We start from the raw sequence: 14,389 nt of genomic DNA, 5'->3' as shown, positions 1-14,389 counted from the left end.
CCTCTTATCTGGTGGTCCGTCAGGTGCCGTGGCTCTCCAGTACGTCTGTCCAGTCGCCCAGGACCCTGATGGGCTCGGTGGAGTCGATCGGCGGAACGTACGCCAGGTACATCCGCCCGTAGGTCGCGCTGGCCGTCTGAGCGAACGGCCGGTTGGCGGTGCGGACGGCGGCCGAGCCCTTCAGCGTCACCGTGGTGCCCGGCCGCTCGGCCGTGCGCACCTCGGTGGAGCGGGCCGCGTACCAGACCAGGGCGCCGCCGTCGACGGTCCTGAGCGCCCGCACCTTCCCGGTCAGGCGGTAGGACAGCTCGAGCTTCCAGCCGGCCTTGCGGAGCTGGGCGCGTTCGCGCTGCCAGAGCCGCACCGCCGTCGACGTCCACGGCCCGTCGGCGAACCGCTCGTCGTCGGTGGCCCGTTCCAGGCTTCTCAGGTGCGCGAGCGCGACCTGTTTGGGCGTGCCGCGCAGGCCCGAGGTGAACTCGTCCAGGCTGGTGGCGTACCCGTCGGCGTCGACGGCGATGGCCGGCAGCTCGGGCGCGGGGTTGCGGGTGTCGGCGGTGGAGGCCACCAGCCGCCACCCCTGCTTCGTCCTGACCAGCACGTCGGTCACGCGCGCCACGCCCGGCTCGTGCATGGCGGCCACGAACCACTCGCCCGCCTCAGCCGTACGGCGTGGCACCCACACCTTGGTGCCCGGCCAGATGCCGGCCGCCACCGGGTCGTCGCGCAGCCTGGCCGTCTCGAAGCTCGCCCTGGTCATCTCCAGCGCCAGCCCCTGCTCGAGCTGGGCCACGGCCTTGTCGTCCATGTCGAGCTGGACGGCCGACAGGTCGCGCTGGAAGCGGTCGTGCACCCGCTTGGCCTCCCGGGTCGAGACCGCGGGCTCGGCTCCGCCCCCTCGCGGCGGCGCCGAAGCCCCCGGCTCGACCGGCTCGCCCGAGGTCCCGGGTCCGACCGGCGTGGCCTGCTGCTGCGCCGCCCCGGCCTGGGTGGATCCCCGGCCGGTCGCCAGCGCGGACGCGCTGGCCACGGGCGTGACCACGCTCGGCGCGGGCGTCCACGACGAGCGAATCGCGCCGATCCCGATCCCCACCACGGTCAGCGCGACGAATACGGTCCCCGCACGAATGATCAGCCGCCACGGGCCTGCGGACAGCCGTTCGGGCTCCCACTCCTCCGGTGGCTGCGGCTGCGACCTGTGCCTGGCCAGCGGAGGGATGGGAGCTGTCACGGCGGTGTCATCGGAATGGCCGGGTGGCCAGACCTGCTTGTCCGGTAAGTCCGATGGATCATGGGACACAAACCCAGATATTAGACTTACGGCCCGTCCTTTCAAGGGTCATAAATCTAGTAATCGAACTTTCCGGATGTTATTAGAACGCTATTTCGGCAATGTCTATAGAGAAGTACCAAAAAGTATAATTTGCGTCCTTGACTGGCTCCTGACAGTACGTTATAGATGGACGGCTCGTCCGTCGTGCCGGATGCCGAAGGGCCTCGACGGGCCGCTCTAGATCATTTACTGGGCGGCGTCGGGATGAATTGTCTTCGGTCGATCTCTTCGCCGATGAAGGCCCAACCGAAATCCGCCCGCCGGCTCGTCGCCAGGCAGGACGGGGAGGGTCGCCAGAGTCGCCGCGAGCGGCGGGCCGGTGGCTGGATCAACCGGCCCATGGTGATCAGCAGGCGCAGCCCGGCGAACGCCATGTCCGCGATCACATTCTTGGCCCGGCCGAACGGCAGGCCGCGCACGCGAAGCGCCTCCGGCGCCGGGCGCTGAAGCTCGTGCGCATCGGTCACGGTCGTCCCCCTGTCCGTGGAGCAATGGGGGCTTTCTAGTCGAAGCCGGTTGCAAGTCCCTTTTGTCGTTCTTGCGGGGGGCCGGCTCAACGCGAGTCCGCCGACCGGCGGGAGGAGATCGCCGCGGCCCTGGGCGCGCCGGCGTCAGCCGAAGATCCTGTCGCGGGCCGTGTCGAGGGCCGTCAGTACCGCGCCCTGCAGGATCGCGTTGCCCGCCACGGTGCTCGCCAGCACCCTGGTGGGCGCGGGCGACAGTGCGCCGAGCCGCTCGCCCACCAGCCCGGCGAGCGTGTCGCCCTCGGCCCGCCCCGTCTTCCCGCCGAGCACGACCACGCCCGGATCGAGGATCGTCACCATCGCGAAGGCGGCCAGCGCGATCCGCCCAGCCAGTTCCTCGCCGCCTAGTTCGCGCGCCGCGCCGCTGGCCACGCTCTCGCAGAACGTCGTGCCGTCCACCTCGAGCAGCCCGATCTCGCCCGCGCCGCCCGACGCCCCGCGCCGCAGCCTGCCGTCCAGCACGACCGCCGCGCCGACGCCGTCATCGAGCCACAGCAGGACGAAGTCGTCGCTCCCCATGGCCGCCCCGGTGCGGTGCTCGGCGACGGCGGCCAGGTTCACCTCGTTCTCCAGGATCACCGGCACGCCCAGGCGGTGCCGTACCTCCTGCACGAAGCCGGGCCCCCAGCCCGGCACGCCGTTGCCGGCGACCAGCTCGCCGTGCCGCGGATCGACCAGGCCGGGCGCGCCGATCGCCACCGTGTCCAGCGCGCGGTCGCCGGCGGCCGCGCTGACCGTGCTCTCCACGAACGCGGCGAGGTCGGGATGCTCGGGCAGATCGCGTACGGCGGTGCCGACCGTCGTCCCTGTGATGTCGGCGACGGTCACCTCGACCGTCGCGCGCCGCAGGTCCACGCCTGCCACGTGGGCGCGGCCGGCGACGATGCCGTAGAGGCGCGCCTTCGGCCCGCGCCGGTCCTGGCCGCACTCCCCGGTCACCTCGACCAGGCCGCCCTCCATGAGCCTCTCGACCAGGTCGGAGACGGTGGGCCTGGACAGGCCGGTGAGCTCGCGCAGCTGGGGAGCGGTCAGCGGGCCGCGCTCCAGCAGCAGGTCGAGGGCGAGCCGGTCGTTGATCGCGCGGGCCATGGCCGGCGTGGCGGTCTTCACGCTCCTCATAATAAGCAGGGAGCCTGCCTATTACCTCTTTTCATCAGGAAGGCTTCCTGATAATTTCTGCGCCATGAGCCCCCACCGTGCCATCGCCGCCGTCTTCGCCGTCCACGGCGCCGTCGCGGGCAGCCTGGCCACCCGCATCCCCTGGATCCAGGACCACCTCGGCCTCGGCGCCATCACCCTCGGACTGGCCCTGCTCTGCCCGTCGATCGGCGCGTTCGTCGCCATGCCCATGGCCAGCCGCCTCAGCTACCGGCTCGGCAGCGCCAGGGCGACCAGGATCGTGCTCGCGCTGTGGTGCCTCGCGCTGGCACTGCCCGCCCTCGCCCCCGTGCCCGCCGTGCTGTTCGCCGTCTTCCTCCTGTACGGCGCGGCCGCCGGCATGTGCGACGTCGTCATGAACGCGCACGGTGTCGTCCTGGAACGGCGCCTGGGCCGCCCGATCATCTCAGGGCTGCACGGCATGTGGTGCCTGGGCAGCCTGGCCGGCGGCGGCGTCGGCATCCTGGCCGCCCAGACGGGCACCGACGCCCGGACACACCTCGGCGCGATGGCGCTGGTGATGCTGCTGGCCGGCACGGTCGCGGGGCGCGGCCTGTTCCCCGACCCGCCGGGCGGCACGCTCGGCGACGCGCCCGCACCGCGCCGCTTCGCGCTGCCGCCCAAGGCCGTCCTGGGCATCGGCGTGGTCGGCTTCTGCGGCACCTTCGTCGAGGGCGCGAGCGCGAACTGGTCGGCCGTCTACCTGACCGAGGTCGCCGACGCGGGCCCCGGCACGGCCGCCGCCAGCTACACGATCTTCATGCTCTGCATGGCGGGCGCCCGCCTGGCCGGTGACCGTCTCGTCCACCGGTTCGGGCCGGTGACGGTGGTCAGGGCGGGCGGGGTCCTGGCCGTCGCCGGCGGCGTCACCGTGGTCGCCGCCCGCACGCCGGTGCTGTGCGTCATCGGCTTCGCGCTGATCGGGCTGGGCGTGGCGGCCATCGTGCCGCTGGTGTTCGCCGCGGCGGGAAACGCGGGGCCCACGCCCGGCGAGGGCGTGGCGGGAGTCGCGACGATCACCTACCTGTCCGGCCTGACGGCTCCCGCGGTGACCGGCTGGGTCGCGGGCGGCGTCTCCTACCCGGCGGCCTTCGCCATGATCACCGGGGTGGCCGTGCTGATGGTGCTGCTGTCGGCGGTCATGCGCCCGCGCGTGCGACAGGCCGAGGCGGCCGGACTCACCCCCTGCGAGGTGTGAACGAGACGCGGCCGGTCCGCCCGGCACGGGACCTCGCGTGGATGGGGCTGTCCGCCGCCCCGGACCCCGTGGAGGACCGCAGGCCGGCCTGGCGCGGGATCCCGCGGGCGGGCTGCCTTCCTTTCCGGTGCGGGACCTCGGGAACGGAGGCCTACGCGCCGGCCGGGCGGGCCTCCAGGAGGCGGACGATCTCGGCGTGGCCGGTCCCGAGGAACGACTCCGAACGCAACCGGCCGTCACTCTCCCGCACCTCGGCCACGACGCGCTCACCACCGCCTTCCGGCTTCTCGCGGCGCACGCTGATCCGCGCGCCCGCCGGGGCGTACTCCCCGGCCCGGTCGCGGACCACCGTTTCGATGTCCTGGCCGGCCAGGTCGCGGGCCAGATCGAGGGCAAGCCGTCCCTGGCCGTCGGTGATCGAGGGGTCGGCTCCGTGGTCGAGGAGCACCCGGACCACGGCCGCCGCGCCGTACCGGGTGGCGTGGACGAGCGCGGTGTTGCCCGCGCTGTCCAGGACGTCGGGGTCGGCGCCCCTGCCGAGCAGCGCTGACACGACGGCGAGATGGTCCTTGGCGGCGGCCCAGTGCAGGGCGGCCATCGCGTGTCTGTCCGGATCCTCCTTCAGGTCCGGGTCGGCGCCCGCGTCGAGCAGGGCGACCACCACGTCCAGCCGCCCCCAGGTGGCCGCGGCGCACAGTGGCAGCCCCTCGCTGCCGCCGCCGCTCTCCCGGTCCGGATCGGCCCCGGCCGCCAGCAGCGCGCGCACGATCTCCGCGTGCCCCTGGACGGCCGCTCGGTAGAGGGCGGTGCTGCCCTCGTCGTCGGGCTCGTCGGGGGAGGCTCCGCTCTCCAGCAGCCGTCTCACCTCGTCGGCGGCTCCGGTCGTCGTTGCCGTCACCAATGCGTTCTCTGTCACGCGGCCCAGTGTGGACGGCGCTGCGCGTCGCTCTCCACCGGTTTTCCCTGCGTGCGGGCCTTTCCTCAGCGTGCCGGGGCGTTTACCCCAGGCGTGCGAGCTTTCCTGTGCGTGCCGGGGCGTTTACCCCCCTGCGCGCTCTCCTCCCCGTGCGTGGGCGTTTTCCCGGGGTGTGCGGGGCTTTCTCCTGTTTTCCCGGGCGCGCTCTTCTCGGTCCGCGTGGGCGCCTTTCCGGCGCACGGGCTCCCCGTCCGGCACGGGTCCCAGACCGGCACGGGTCCCAGGCCGGCGCACGGGCTCCCGGCCGCCGCGGCGACGACGAAGCGGGGGGAGCGGCGGCGACCCGACGCGGGGCGCACCGGACGTGGGCCTCAGGCCTGCCGGAGCCCGAAGGCGAAGTGCTCGCGCAGGTGGGGGACGAGCTCGCCGGCCCGCTCCTCCACGAAGAAGAGCCTGCCGCCCTCGATCTCGACGACCTTCCTGACCCCTGGAACGGTGTCGCGCAGCCACCGCGCCCACCGGGGCTCGAAGAACGGGTCGCCGGTGCCCCACACCACCAGCGTGGGTACGGCCAGCCGCCTCAGCTCCGGCTCGATGGCGACGAGGTCCTTGGCGTCCAGCCCCACCAGGAACCGCTCGAAGGCGCGGCCGCGCTCGGGATCGCCGAAGATCGGCCGGAGGAACCGCTCGACCAGCGCCTCGGGGTCGTCGATGCGCTCGTAGCCCGCGCCGAAGACGCTTCCGGCCACGAGCGCGGGCCGGTCGAGCAGTACGGCGGTGAGCGGCACGAGTTCTCCCTTCGCCGCGAGCTCGACGGTGGGCTTGAAGGCCTCGGGCGGCAGGTTGTCGTGCACGTCGCAGTTGGTCAGCGTGAGCGTGCGCAGCCGTTCCGGGTGCCTGACCGCGAGGACCTGCGCGATGGCGCCGCCGCTGTCGTTGGCGACGAGGTCGACCGTGCCGAGGCCGAGATCGGCGCAGAACTCCTCGACCAGCTCGGCGAGGGCGGGCAGCGACAGCTCGTCCCTCGCCTCGCTCCGACCGTGCAGCGGCAGGTCGAGGGCCACGCACCTGCGTTCGAGGCGCAGTTCGGCGATGGCGTTGCTCCACAGGCTCGCGTTGGTGCCGGCGCCGTGCACGAACAGCGCGACGGGCCCGTCGCCTTCGTCGACGTAGGAGATGCCGTGATGTGTCCTCATCGTTCCTCCATGACAAACCGACTGTCGGTCTGGAAAATAACCGACCGTTGGTCGGTATGTCTAGAGTGGTGGTCATGAACCGCAAGGCAGAGCGCGGCGCCGCCACGCGCGACAGGGTCCTGGCCATCGCCACCCGCCTGTTCGCCGAGCACGGCTACGAGGGCACCTCGATCGAGACGGTCCTGCACGAGTCGGGTCTGAGCAGGGGAGCGCTCTACCACCACTACGCCGGCAAGGACGCCCTGTTCGAGGCGGTCCTCGAGGCGGTGGAGACGGAGGTCGGCCGCCGGATCGCCGACACCGTGCGCGATGCCGTGAGCCCGGAGCAGGCGCTGCGCCTGGGCGTCCTGGCCTGGATCCGCCTGGCGGGCGACGAGGTCGTCCGGCGGATCGTCCTCGTCGACGCCCCCTCGGTCCTCGGCTGGGAGAAATGGCGCGAGGTCGAGGCCCGCCACGCCTTCGGCATGCTTAGAGGGGCGCTGCGGGCCACCGGAGCCGTCCGGGACGACCACCTGGGGATGTACGCCCACATGCTGCTGGCGGCGATCAACGAGGTGGCGTTGCTGGTGGCGCGCACGGGTGAGACGGACAGGGCCGAGCGGGTGGTCGACGACCTCCTCGGCCGCCTGCTGGCCGCGCCGCCCTCGCGCTGAACCTGACGAGCTGGGTGTTCTCCTACGTCGACGGCAAAGCGCCAGCACACCACCACTTGGGAGTCGCACCTCCTGCTCTTCCGCTCCTGGCGCCCGGCGGCCCTGCCCTCCGTCGACGTTCTCCTGCACACCCTGGGCGAGCCGGAAGAGGTGCCGGCCAACACCTTCCGCCACGTGGCGGCCCTGAGCTGGAACGCTCCACAACGCGTCCTCGTGCTCGACGACGCCGCCCGGCCCGAGGTCAAGCGCCTGGCACGCGAGCACGCCTTCGACTACGACTCGCGGCCCGACCGTGGCCACCTGAAGAAGGCGGGCAACCTCAACCACGGCCTGACCCTCGGCGACGCCGACCTGGTCGCCGTGTTCGACGCCGACTTCTGCCCTCGGCCCGACTTCCTGCGCCATCTCGTCCCCTGCCTGGAGGACCCGCAGAGCCGCGCGGGATCACCTCGGGCGAGCGGCCGTGCCCCACCTGCCACGGCTCCTTCCACACCTACGCGGTCGAGCTGACCGAGCGCGAGGTGCGTTGGTACCTGGACGGGCGGCTGTCCTTCACCGTGGAGGCGACCCGGATGGACGCGGCCACCTGGGAGCAAGCAACCCGCCACGGCTTCTTCCTGATCCTGAACGTGGCCGTCGGCGGCGGGCTGCCCCAGGCGTTCGGTGGCGGACCAACGGCCGCCACCGTGCCGGGACGGCCCATGCTGGTCGACCACGTGCGGGTGCTCACGAAGTAAAGCTCCCTTGACACCCGCCGGTGTCAAGGGTACTTTCCATCGTGAGGTTGAAGTAAAGGGAGCTTTACGTTGTGGACAACGACATCAGAGAGCTCCGGAACGCCGCGGGGCTCTCCCAGCAGGCCCTCGGGGAGCGTCTCGGGGTCTCCCGGCAAACGATCAACGCCATCGAGCAGGGCCGGTATGACCCGTCGCTCCCGCTCGCCATCCGCATGGCCCGATTCTTCGGCCGGACCGTCGAGGAGATCTTCCAATGTGACGACTAACCGCTGGTTCATCACGGCGTTCAGCCTCGTGCTCGGGCTGCTGCTCGGCGTGCCGTTCATGCTCCGCGGCCAGGTCGTCCTCGGGCTCGCGCTCTTCGGGGTCATGGCCGGATACGCAGCCTTCCTCGTGCTGACGCGCAAGGCCAGTGAGACCACCGCGATGCTGAGCGGGGAACTGGGCGACGAGCGGCGCAAGCTCAACGAGCTGCGCGCCCGCGGCGCCACCGCCCACGTGCTCAGCATGGTCGTGGTCGGCGGGTTCTTCGTGCGGGTCTGGCGCGGGGAGGATCCCATGCCGTTCGCCTTACTGGGAGCCGTCGCGGGCGTGTCCTACGTGGCTGCCCTCGTCTACTTCTCCCGCCGGGGCTGACCACCGGATCCGCTCATCCGCCGCGTTCCGCGACAAAACCCGGCACCCAGCCCTGCCCCACCGACCCAGCCCCTCCTGGCCCTGCCGACCCGACCGACCCGCCCAGGCCCTCCCCGGCCCGACCGACCCGACCGACCCGACCTGGGTGGTCCCAGCCGACCCGCGGGCCAGCTGGGCGGGTCCAGCCGACCGACCCAGCCTGGACGGGCTCAACCGACCCAACCGACCCAGCCGCCCCAGCCGACCCAGCCGACCCAGCGGGCCAGTCTGGCTCAGCCGGGCCAGCCTGGCCAGCCTGGCTCAGGCTGGCCCAACCGACTCGGCCCGGCCAACCAGCCCAGCTCGGTCGCGACGGCCGCTGGCCCGGTCCGCCGGCGCACCCCGGCTCTCGGGCTCTCGGGCTCGCGCTGGTGGGCGCCGTGCCCCAACCCCGGCTTCCGGCCCGACAAGGACGATCACCGGGTCTGGCGGTGTGCGCCGCCCCCGGCAGGGGCCGCGCCGTGGGTGGCGGTCGGGTGCCGTCCCTCACGAACCGGCGCTCATCCGTGCGGGCGGTGGCCATCCCTTCGAGGGGACGGGTGCGCACCGGCTGCGCGGTCGTCCTTGGGGATGGGTCCACCTGCGGCCCCGTTGGGGGAGTGCTCATGCCGTCGCCGGGATCCCGCTCGTCATTCCCGGGCGTGCCCCCTGACCGCCCTCGTGGTCCGGCCGGTCACGCGTGGGTGCCGCCATGCCGTTCCCCGGATCCCCGGGACACGGCGAGGTGCCCTCGCGGAACCGGTCACACCGTTTGCAAGCGATCCGATCCGAACCTGACAGGCGAGGGGGCCCACGCGGAACCGGTCACACCGTTTGCAAGCGATCCGATCCGACCCTGAGAGGGGATGCGTTCCATGTTCCAGCGGAGCGGCCTGGTGCTGACACCGGGCCGGCTGACGTCCGTCCTGGTCGCGGCGGTGCTGGCCGCGGTCGCGGCCTTCGCCGTCGCGCCCGGGCCGCCGCGCCTGGGGTCCGTGACCACGGGTGACCGTGCGCTCGCCCAGGCCGTGCGCCAGGCGGCCGGCTCCGACGGCTACCGCGCGCTGTCCGTGGCGCTGATCGAGAACGGCGCCGTCCGTACGGCCGGCGTCGGCGACACGGGCGGCCCCGTCCCGCGTCCGGTCGACGCGTCCACCTCGTTCGAAATCGGCTCGGTGACCAAGGCGCTCACCGGCATGCTCCTCGCCGACATGGCCGCGAGGGACGGCCTCGACCCGCGGTCCCCGGTGCCGGGGCTGCAGGGCTCGATCACCTACGAGGAGCTGGCCGGCCACCGATCCGGCCTGCCGCGGCTCGCGGGCGGTCTCGGCACGCTGGTACGGGCAGCCGCTGCGAACTACACCCACGGCAACCCCTATTCCGGCCAGGGCGTCTCGGGCGTGCGCGCGGCGGCGAACTCCGCCACGCTCTCCGGACGCGGCACGGTCGCCTACTCCAACCTCGGCATGGCGGTGCTCGGGCACGCGCTCGCCGAACGCGCGCGGCAGCCGTACAGCGACCTGTTGAGGCGGCGGGTGCTCGACCCGCTCGGCATGAGGGCCACCACCACCTCGGTCCCACCGGCGGGCAGGGCCCACGGCTACGTGCGGGCCGGGCACGAGGCGGACCCGTGGACAAGCGATGGCTACGCCCCGGCGGGCGTGGGGATCTGGTCCACGAGCGCCGACCTCGCCCGCCTCGTCGACGCCATGCTCAAGGGTGACGCCCCTGGGGCCGAAGCGGCGACGCCGCGCTTCACGGACGACGAGACCAGCCGCATCGGCTACGGCTGGTTCACGACGAAGACCGCGGAAGGCGAGGTCACCTGGCACAACGGCGGCACCGGCGGCTTCCGGTCATACGTCGGGTTCGACCGCGCGGGGCGGCGCGGCGTGGTCGTGCTGGGCAACACCGACAAGGACGTCGACCACGTGGGCCTGCGGCTGCTCGGCCACGAGGAACCCACGCCCGCGTCCACCGACCCGCTCCTCCTCACGATCACCGCAGGGCTGCTCGCCGCCGCTGTCCTGATCACGTGGGAGCCGGCGACCCGGCGGCGGCCGAGCCGTAGCCGTCCGCAGGCCGACCGGCTCGGCGCCGTCAACGCGACGGCCAACGCCGCCCTGCTGCTGTGGGTGGCCTGGATGGCCGGGGCCTGGGGCACGGTGCCGTTCGCGGCGTTCATCCTCGTGGCGGCGGTCACCGCGGCGGGCACGGCCGTCCACCTGGCCCGCTGGCGGGAGCTGCCCACGGCCCGCCATCGCAGCCGCTGGCTGCCCGCCCTGCTCAGCCTCGCCATCGACGCCGCGATCGTCGCGCTCCTCGTCCTCGTGGTCTGACGCGTGCGCCCCCGTCCGCGTCCCGGCCGCCCGGTCCGGATCCCCTAGGGTCGCACCATGAAGATCGCAGAGGCGCGGGCTGTGGCGGCGCGATGGGTGGCGGAGCATCAGGTCCCCGGATTCGTCGGCGCTTACGTCAGCGGGTCCGCGGCCTGGCTTCCGGCCGAGGCGGAGCTTCCGGCCGCCTCCGACGTCGATCTCGTGATCGTGGTCGACGGCGAGGCCCCGCCGAAGCTGGGCAAGTTCCGGCACGAGGGCGTGCTGCTGGAGGTCGGCTACGCCCCGCTGGAGTCCGCTGCGGACGTGCTGTCCTCACCGGCGCTGGCGCCCGCCTTGAGCAGGGGCGTCCTGCTGGCCGATCCGGACGGGCGGCTCGCCGCGCTGCACGCCGCGGTGGCGGGGGAGTTCGGCCGCTCCCGTTGGGTCCGCATCCGATGCGCGGCGCTGGAGGAGCGGATCTCCCCTCTGGCCCGGTTCGACGTCGGCCGGCCGCTGGCCGACCGGGTGCTCTCCTGGGCGTTCCCGGCCAGCCTGCCCACGCTGGTGATCCTGACCGCCGCCCGCGCCAACCCGACCGTCCGCCGCCGGTACGTGGCAGCCCGGGAGGTCCTGCTGAGGCACGGGCACGCCGGCTTCCACGACGTACTGCTCGACTGGCTCGGGTGCGCCCACCTCGACGCCTCCCGCGTCGCCGCGCACCTGGACCGGCTGGCCGACGTCTACGACCGCGTGCCGTACGATCCGGCGAAGCCGTACGGGACGGACCTGACCCCCGAGGCCCGGCAGATCTCCATCGACGGCACCCGCGACCTCATCGAGCAGGGCCTGCACCGGGAGGCGGTCTGGTGGATCGTGGTCACGTTCGCGCGCTGCCTGACGTTCAGCCCGTACGGCACGGCCGCCCTGCAGGACCTGCTCGACGACCTTGGCGTCGGCACCCCGGAGGAGATGCGGCGGCGGGCCGCGGCGGTGCCGGCCGGGCTGCCGGGGCTGCGGAAGGTGCGCGACGCGCTGATGGCCGAGACGGCATGACGGCCGCCGAAACCGGCCCGCCGCGGCGCCTGGCGCGCCCCTTCAGAGACGGACACGTCAGCCGCCACGGGGGACCATACAAATCAGAGCGGCCAGGGTTCGTAGCCTGGAGGCCGGTAGTCGGAGTCCACGGGCACCCGCCCGCACCAGCCGTGGACCTCGCAGATCACCATCACCGACGCCTGGACGACCTGCCGGGTGAGCGTGTCGCGCCCCTCACCGTCCACCACGGGGACGTGTCTCTGGGGCTCCCACCCGGTGACGGTCAGACGATCACCGTGGGGGACGACCTGACACACAGGTCCACGACTCACGGACATACCTGCCTCCAACCCATGCTGAAACGGATGTACAGAAGGCGGGGGTCATCTGAGTACAACACATCACGGAGCGTCACATCCGCAGGGGGTACCCCGCGTCGTGCAACCTTTTCCCAGAGGCGCATCAGCCGAGCGGCAGCGCGATAGGCGTATCGGGCGGCCGGGACCGACCGGCCCGAGCCGCTGCCGTGCCCCACGAACCAGGAAGCACCGTCAGCCGGCAGAAGGTCGCGCGGGCTCCCGGATGTCCCACGAGCAGCAGCGGGAAGTCACGGCCGTGCTCGCCGTCGCAAACCTCGGGGCCGGGACAGCCCACGCGGATGCCCTCGCCGCAGCGATCCAGCAGGCCGAAGACCCCTGCGCGCCCTGCTCGCCGCCATCGCGCCCGCAGCCCAGCCTTCAGGAACACGCCATGACCGGCCTGGAGACGACACCCAGCTCACGCTCGGCTTCTCGGCGCTCGTTGACCGTGGCCACCACGTGCCCCGCCGAGCGGCCCCGCCGGTCGGACTTCCAGAACTACAGGGTGTCGCCCGCCTTGGGCAGCGCCAGGAGCTCCTCCCACGCGGCTGACCACGCGGACGGAGCCGTGGCGCGTCGTGTTCGTGCCGGCTTCCCGGTCCTGCGCGGGCCGACCAGGCGGAACAGCCCTGTCAACACGGCTGCGTGGCTCTGCCGGGGTCGCTGTTGTGCCGGTTGGCCAGGGCGATGATGCCGGCTACGGCGGCGGTGGCGAGGTCGGCGACCATCGCATCGTCGACGGGCAACTGGAGAATGTACAGGGCGGCGGTGAGGGAGCCGGCCAGGAGCACGTGGGCGATCGTGGGGTCGACGGGCCCGGTCAGCTCGCCGCGGGCCACGGCTTGTTCGATGATGCGGGCAACGTCGGCGTGTTCGGCGGCCAGGAAGGTGTCCTGGAACCGGGTCACCAGTTCGGGATTGACGGCGAGTTCGCTCATCAGGGCCGGTCCCAGATCTCGGGTCGCCGGGGCGGCCAGGCGGACATGGAACGCGCGGGCCAGCGCCAGCAGGTCTCCGTGCAGGGAGCCGGTGTCGGCCGGTGGAGGCAGCTGCTGTCCGTGCACGGTGGCGGCGAACGCCATCTCGGCTTTGGAGGTGTAGCGGCGGTAGATCGCCGCCTTGCCTACCCCGGCGCGGGCCGCGACCTGGTCGACGGTCAGCGCCGGGTAGCCGATCTCGTCGATCAGCTCACGGGCGGTCTGCAGGATTTTGTGATCCACACGACTGTCGCGGGGGCGTCCTCCCCGTTGCTTTCTCGCTGCCACGCCTGCATTATACGGAACGCGAGTATCGAAACCAGAGTTCCGAAACTGGAGTTCGCCCGGATGCGCGTGACTCCGCGAAAGAACGGAGAACTCAGATGATCAAGTGGGCCGGCTGGCTCATCGCGTTTTTCGGGGCCGCGCACACGCTCAGCGCCCTGACACTGGAGGGCGCCGCGCGCCACGCCGGGGCATGGTTCAGCGGGGAGCTGTGGGGCGAGGACTTCGCCGCGATGGGCCCGGCGAACAGCGCGTACTGGCTGAGTCTGGCCAGCTTCGGCGTTCCGCTCATCGTGGTCGGCCTGATCGTGCTGTGGCTGGACCGCCGCGGCATTGTGCCGCCGCCGTTCATCGCGTGGACGCTGGGGGTCTGGACCGTGGCCGGCGCTGTGGTCCTCGCGTTCACGCCCTGGCCGATCCTCCTGCTCGCGAACGTCCTGCTGCTGGTCGGAGCCCGCCGCGCCGCTCGCCAGGACAACCCCGCGCCTCAGGCCGGGCTTCGATGAGCGTGACATGCAAGCCGCGCCGGTTCCCGATCGAACCCGTCCCCCGACCGGCTGGCCTCCTGGCGGCCGACGACCACCGCCAGGTCACCAGCGGCCGGGCCGGCCTCGCGCGGGCGGCTGCGGCGCCCAACCACCGGCCGAAGAAGGCCCTGCGCGAGCCGGTTCAGCTCTTACGCGGTCACCACCTGGGGGTGTCGAGATCCTGGGCATCTTCGACCGCGACGCGCGGCGCGGACACCAGCGCGAGGACGGCGGCTGCGATGCCCAGGAGGGCTGTGACTGATGGCGCGACGTCGGCGCGCTGACGGCGATCTTGGCGCGGCTGGGCCGGTCGGTGGCCGACCGTGACGCCGCCGACTGCGACCTGCAGGCCCGGATGCCTCCCCGCCGGTGCGGATGTGGGACCGGGCCACCACCGTGGCCGCCGTCCCTGAGGCCCTGCTCGCGGTGCCGGCCAGCACCACCGTCGAGGCCGCCGACACCGTCGCCGCGCTCGATGCCGCCACCGCCCTGCTCGTCAGCGCCGGGGACCAGGCCCGC

16 protein-coding genes are annotated in these 14,389 nt (G+C 72.7%); 9 read left to right on the top strand and 7 right to left on the bottom strand.

The window, feature by feature from the left end; translation table 11 throughout:
• Positions 1 to 19: 19 nt before the first annotated feature.
• From ABZX22_RS21925 to ABZX22_RS21915, 3 genes are all read right to left on the bottom strand, one after another.
• Positions 20 to 1,231: a hypothetical protein gene (locus ABZX22_RS21925; protein WP_354911889.1), complete on the bottom strand. Its 1,212-nt coding sequence runs from the start codon at positions 1,229 to 1,231 to the stop codon at positions 20 to 22.
• A gap of 284 nt (positions 1,232 to 1,515) precedes the next feature.
• Positions 1,516 to 1,800: a hypothetical protein gene (locus ABZX22_RS21920; RefSeq protein WP_354911886.1), complete on the bottom strand. Its 285-nt coding sequence runs from the start codon at positions 1,798 to 1,800 to the stop codon at positions 1,516 to 1,518.
• 144 nt (positions 1,801 to 1,944) lie between these two features.
• A complete protein-coding gene (locus tag ABZX22_RS21915) occupies positions 1,945 to 2,967 on the bottom strand; it encodes an ROK family transcriptional regulator (protein ID WP_354911884.1) in 1,023 nt (340 codons plus the stop codon).
• 73 nt (positions 2,968 to 3,040) lie between these two features.
• Between ABZX22_RS21915 and ABZX22_RS21910 the strand changes: the two genes are divergently transcribed.
• Positions 3,041 to 4,213 carry an MFS transporter gene (locus ABZX22_RS21910; protein ID WP_354911881.1) on the top strand — a complete coding sequence of 391 codons (1,173 nt, stop codon included), beginning with the start codon at positions 3,041 to 3,043 and terminating at the stop codon, positions 4,211 to 4,213.
• Positions 4,214 to 4,364: 151 nt separating this feature from the next.
• Here ABZX22_RS21910 and ABZX22_RS21905 read toward each other — a convergent pair whose 3' ends face one another.
• Together ABZX22_RS21905 and ABZX22_RS21900 are read right to left on the bottom strand one after the other, a co-directional pair.
• Entirely contained in the window at positions 4,365 to 5,129 is a 765-nt protein-coding gene (locus tag ABZX22_RS21905; RefSeq protein WP_354911878.1) for an ankyrin repeat domain-containing protein, read from the bottom strand.
• Between the two features lie 371 nt (positions 5,130 to 5,500).
• Complete coding sequence (locus tag ABZX22_RS21900) at positions 5,501 to 6,325, bottom strand: alpha/beta hydrolase (RefSeq protein ID WP_354911875.1); 825 nt, start codon at positions 6,323 to 6,325, stop codon at positions 5,501 to 5,503.
• A 74-nt stretch (positions 6,326 to 6,399) separates the two neighbouring features.
• Between ABZX22_RS21900 and ABZX22_RS21895 the strand changes: the two genes are divergently transcribed.
• From ABZX22_RS21895 to ABZX22_RS21865, 7 genes are all read left to right on the top strand, one after another.
• On the top strand, positions 6,400 to 6,978 hold the full coding sequence (locus ABZX22_RS21895) for a TetR/AcrR family transcriptional regulator (protein WP_354911871.1): 579 nt from the start codon (positions 6,400 to 6,402) through the stop codon (positions 6,976 to 6,978).
• 174 nt (positions 6,979 to 7,152) lie between these two features.
• The gene (locus ABZX22_RS21890; protein ID WP_354911869.1) at positions 7,153 to 7,488 is read left to right on the top strand and encodes a glycosyltransferase; all 336 of its coding nucleotides are present in this window, start codon (positions 7,153 to 7,155) and stop codon (positions 7,486 to 7,488) included.
• Positions 7,489 to 7,499: 11 nt separating this feature from the next.
• Positions 7,500 to 7,715 carry a hypothetical protein gene (locus tag ABZX22_RS21885; RefSeq protein WP_354911867.1) on the top strand — a complete coding sequence of 72 codons (216 nt, stop codon included), beginning with the start codon at positions 7,500 to 7,502 and terminating at the stop codon, positions 7,713 to 7,715.
• A 71-nt stretch (positions 7,716 to 7,786) separates the two neighbouring features.
• A complete protein-coding gene (locus tag ABZX22_RS21880) occupies positions 7,787 to 7,981 on the top strand; it encodes a helix-turn-helix transcriptional regulator (protein ID WP_354911865.1) in 195 nt (64 codons plus the stop codon).
• Positions 7,971 to 8,351, top strand: a complete 381-nt coding sequence (locus ABZX22_RS21875) for a hypothetical protein (protein WP_354911862.1) — start codon at positions 7,971 to 7,973, stop codon at positions 8,349 to 8,351. Before ABZX22_RS21880 ends, ABZX22_RS21875 begins: the two co-directional genes overlap by 11 nt.
• Before the next feature lie 893 nt (positions 8,352 to 9,244).
• Positions 9,245 to 10,708 carry a serine hydrolase domain-containing protein gene (locus ABZX22_RS21870; protein ID WP_354911860.1) on the top strand — a complete coding sequence of 488 codons (1,464 nt, stop codon included), beginning with the start codon at positions 9,245 to 9,247 and terminating at the stop codon, positions 10,706 to 10,708.
• Between the two features lie 57 nt (positions 10,709 to 10,765).
• Positions 10,766 to 11,740 (top strand): hypothetical protein, encoded by a 975-nt coding sequence (locus tag ABZX22_RS21865; protein WP_354911858.1) that lies wholly within the window; start codon positions 10,766 to 10,768, stop codon positions 11,738 to 11,740.
• Positions 11,741 to 11,823: 83 nt separating this feature from the next.
• Here the strand turns inward: ABZX22_RS21865 and ABZX22_RS21860 are convergent, their stop codons facing one another.
• Together ABZX22_RS21860 and ABZX22_RS21855 are read right to left on the bottom strand one after the other, a co-directional pair.
• Positions 11,824 to 11,970, bottom strand: a complete 147-nt coding sequence (locus ABZX22_RS21860) for a hypothetical protein (RefSeq protein WP_354911855.1) — start codon at positions 11,968 to 11,970, stop codon at positions 11,824 to 11,826.
• 743 nt (positions 11,971 to 12,713) lie between these two features.
• A complete protein-coding gene (locus ABZX22_RS21855) occupies positions 12,714 to 13,301 on the bottom strand; it encodes a TetR/AcrR family transcriptional regulator (protein ID WP_354911852.1) in 588 nt (195 codons plus the stop codon).
• A gap of 140 nt (positions 13,302 to 13,441) precedes the next feature.
• Between ABZX22_RS21855 and ABZX22_RS21850 the strand changes: the two genes are divergently transcribed.
• On the top strand, positions 13,442 to 13,849 hold the full coding sequence (locus tag ABZX22_RS21850; protein WP_354911849.1) for a DUF6463 family protein: 408 nt from the start codon (positions 13,442 to 13,444) through the stop codon (positions 13,847 to 13,849).
• Positions 13,850 to 14,389: the final 540 nt, after the last annotated feature.

Source organism: Nonomuraea sp. NPDC003804 (genome assembly GCF_040610675.1).
GTDB lineage: Bacteria > Actinomycetota > Actinomycetes > Streptosporangiales > Streptosporangiaceae > Nonomuraea.
Note: the sequence above shows the minus strand (reverse complement) of the source record. Positions and strands in the feature narration are given on the sequence as shown.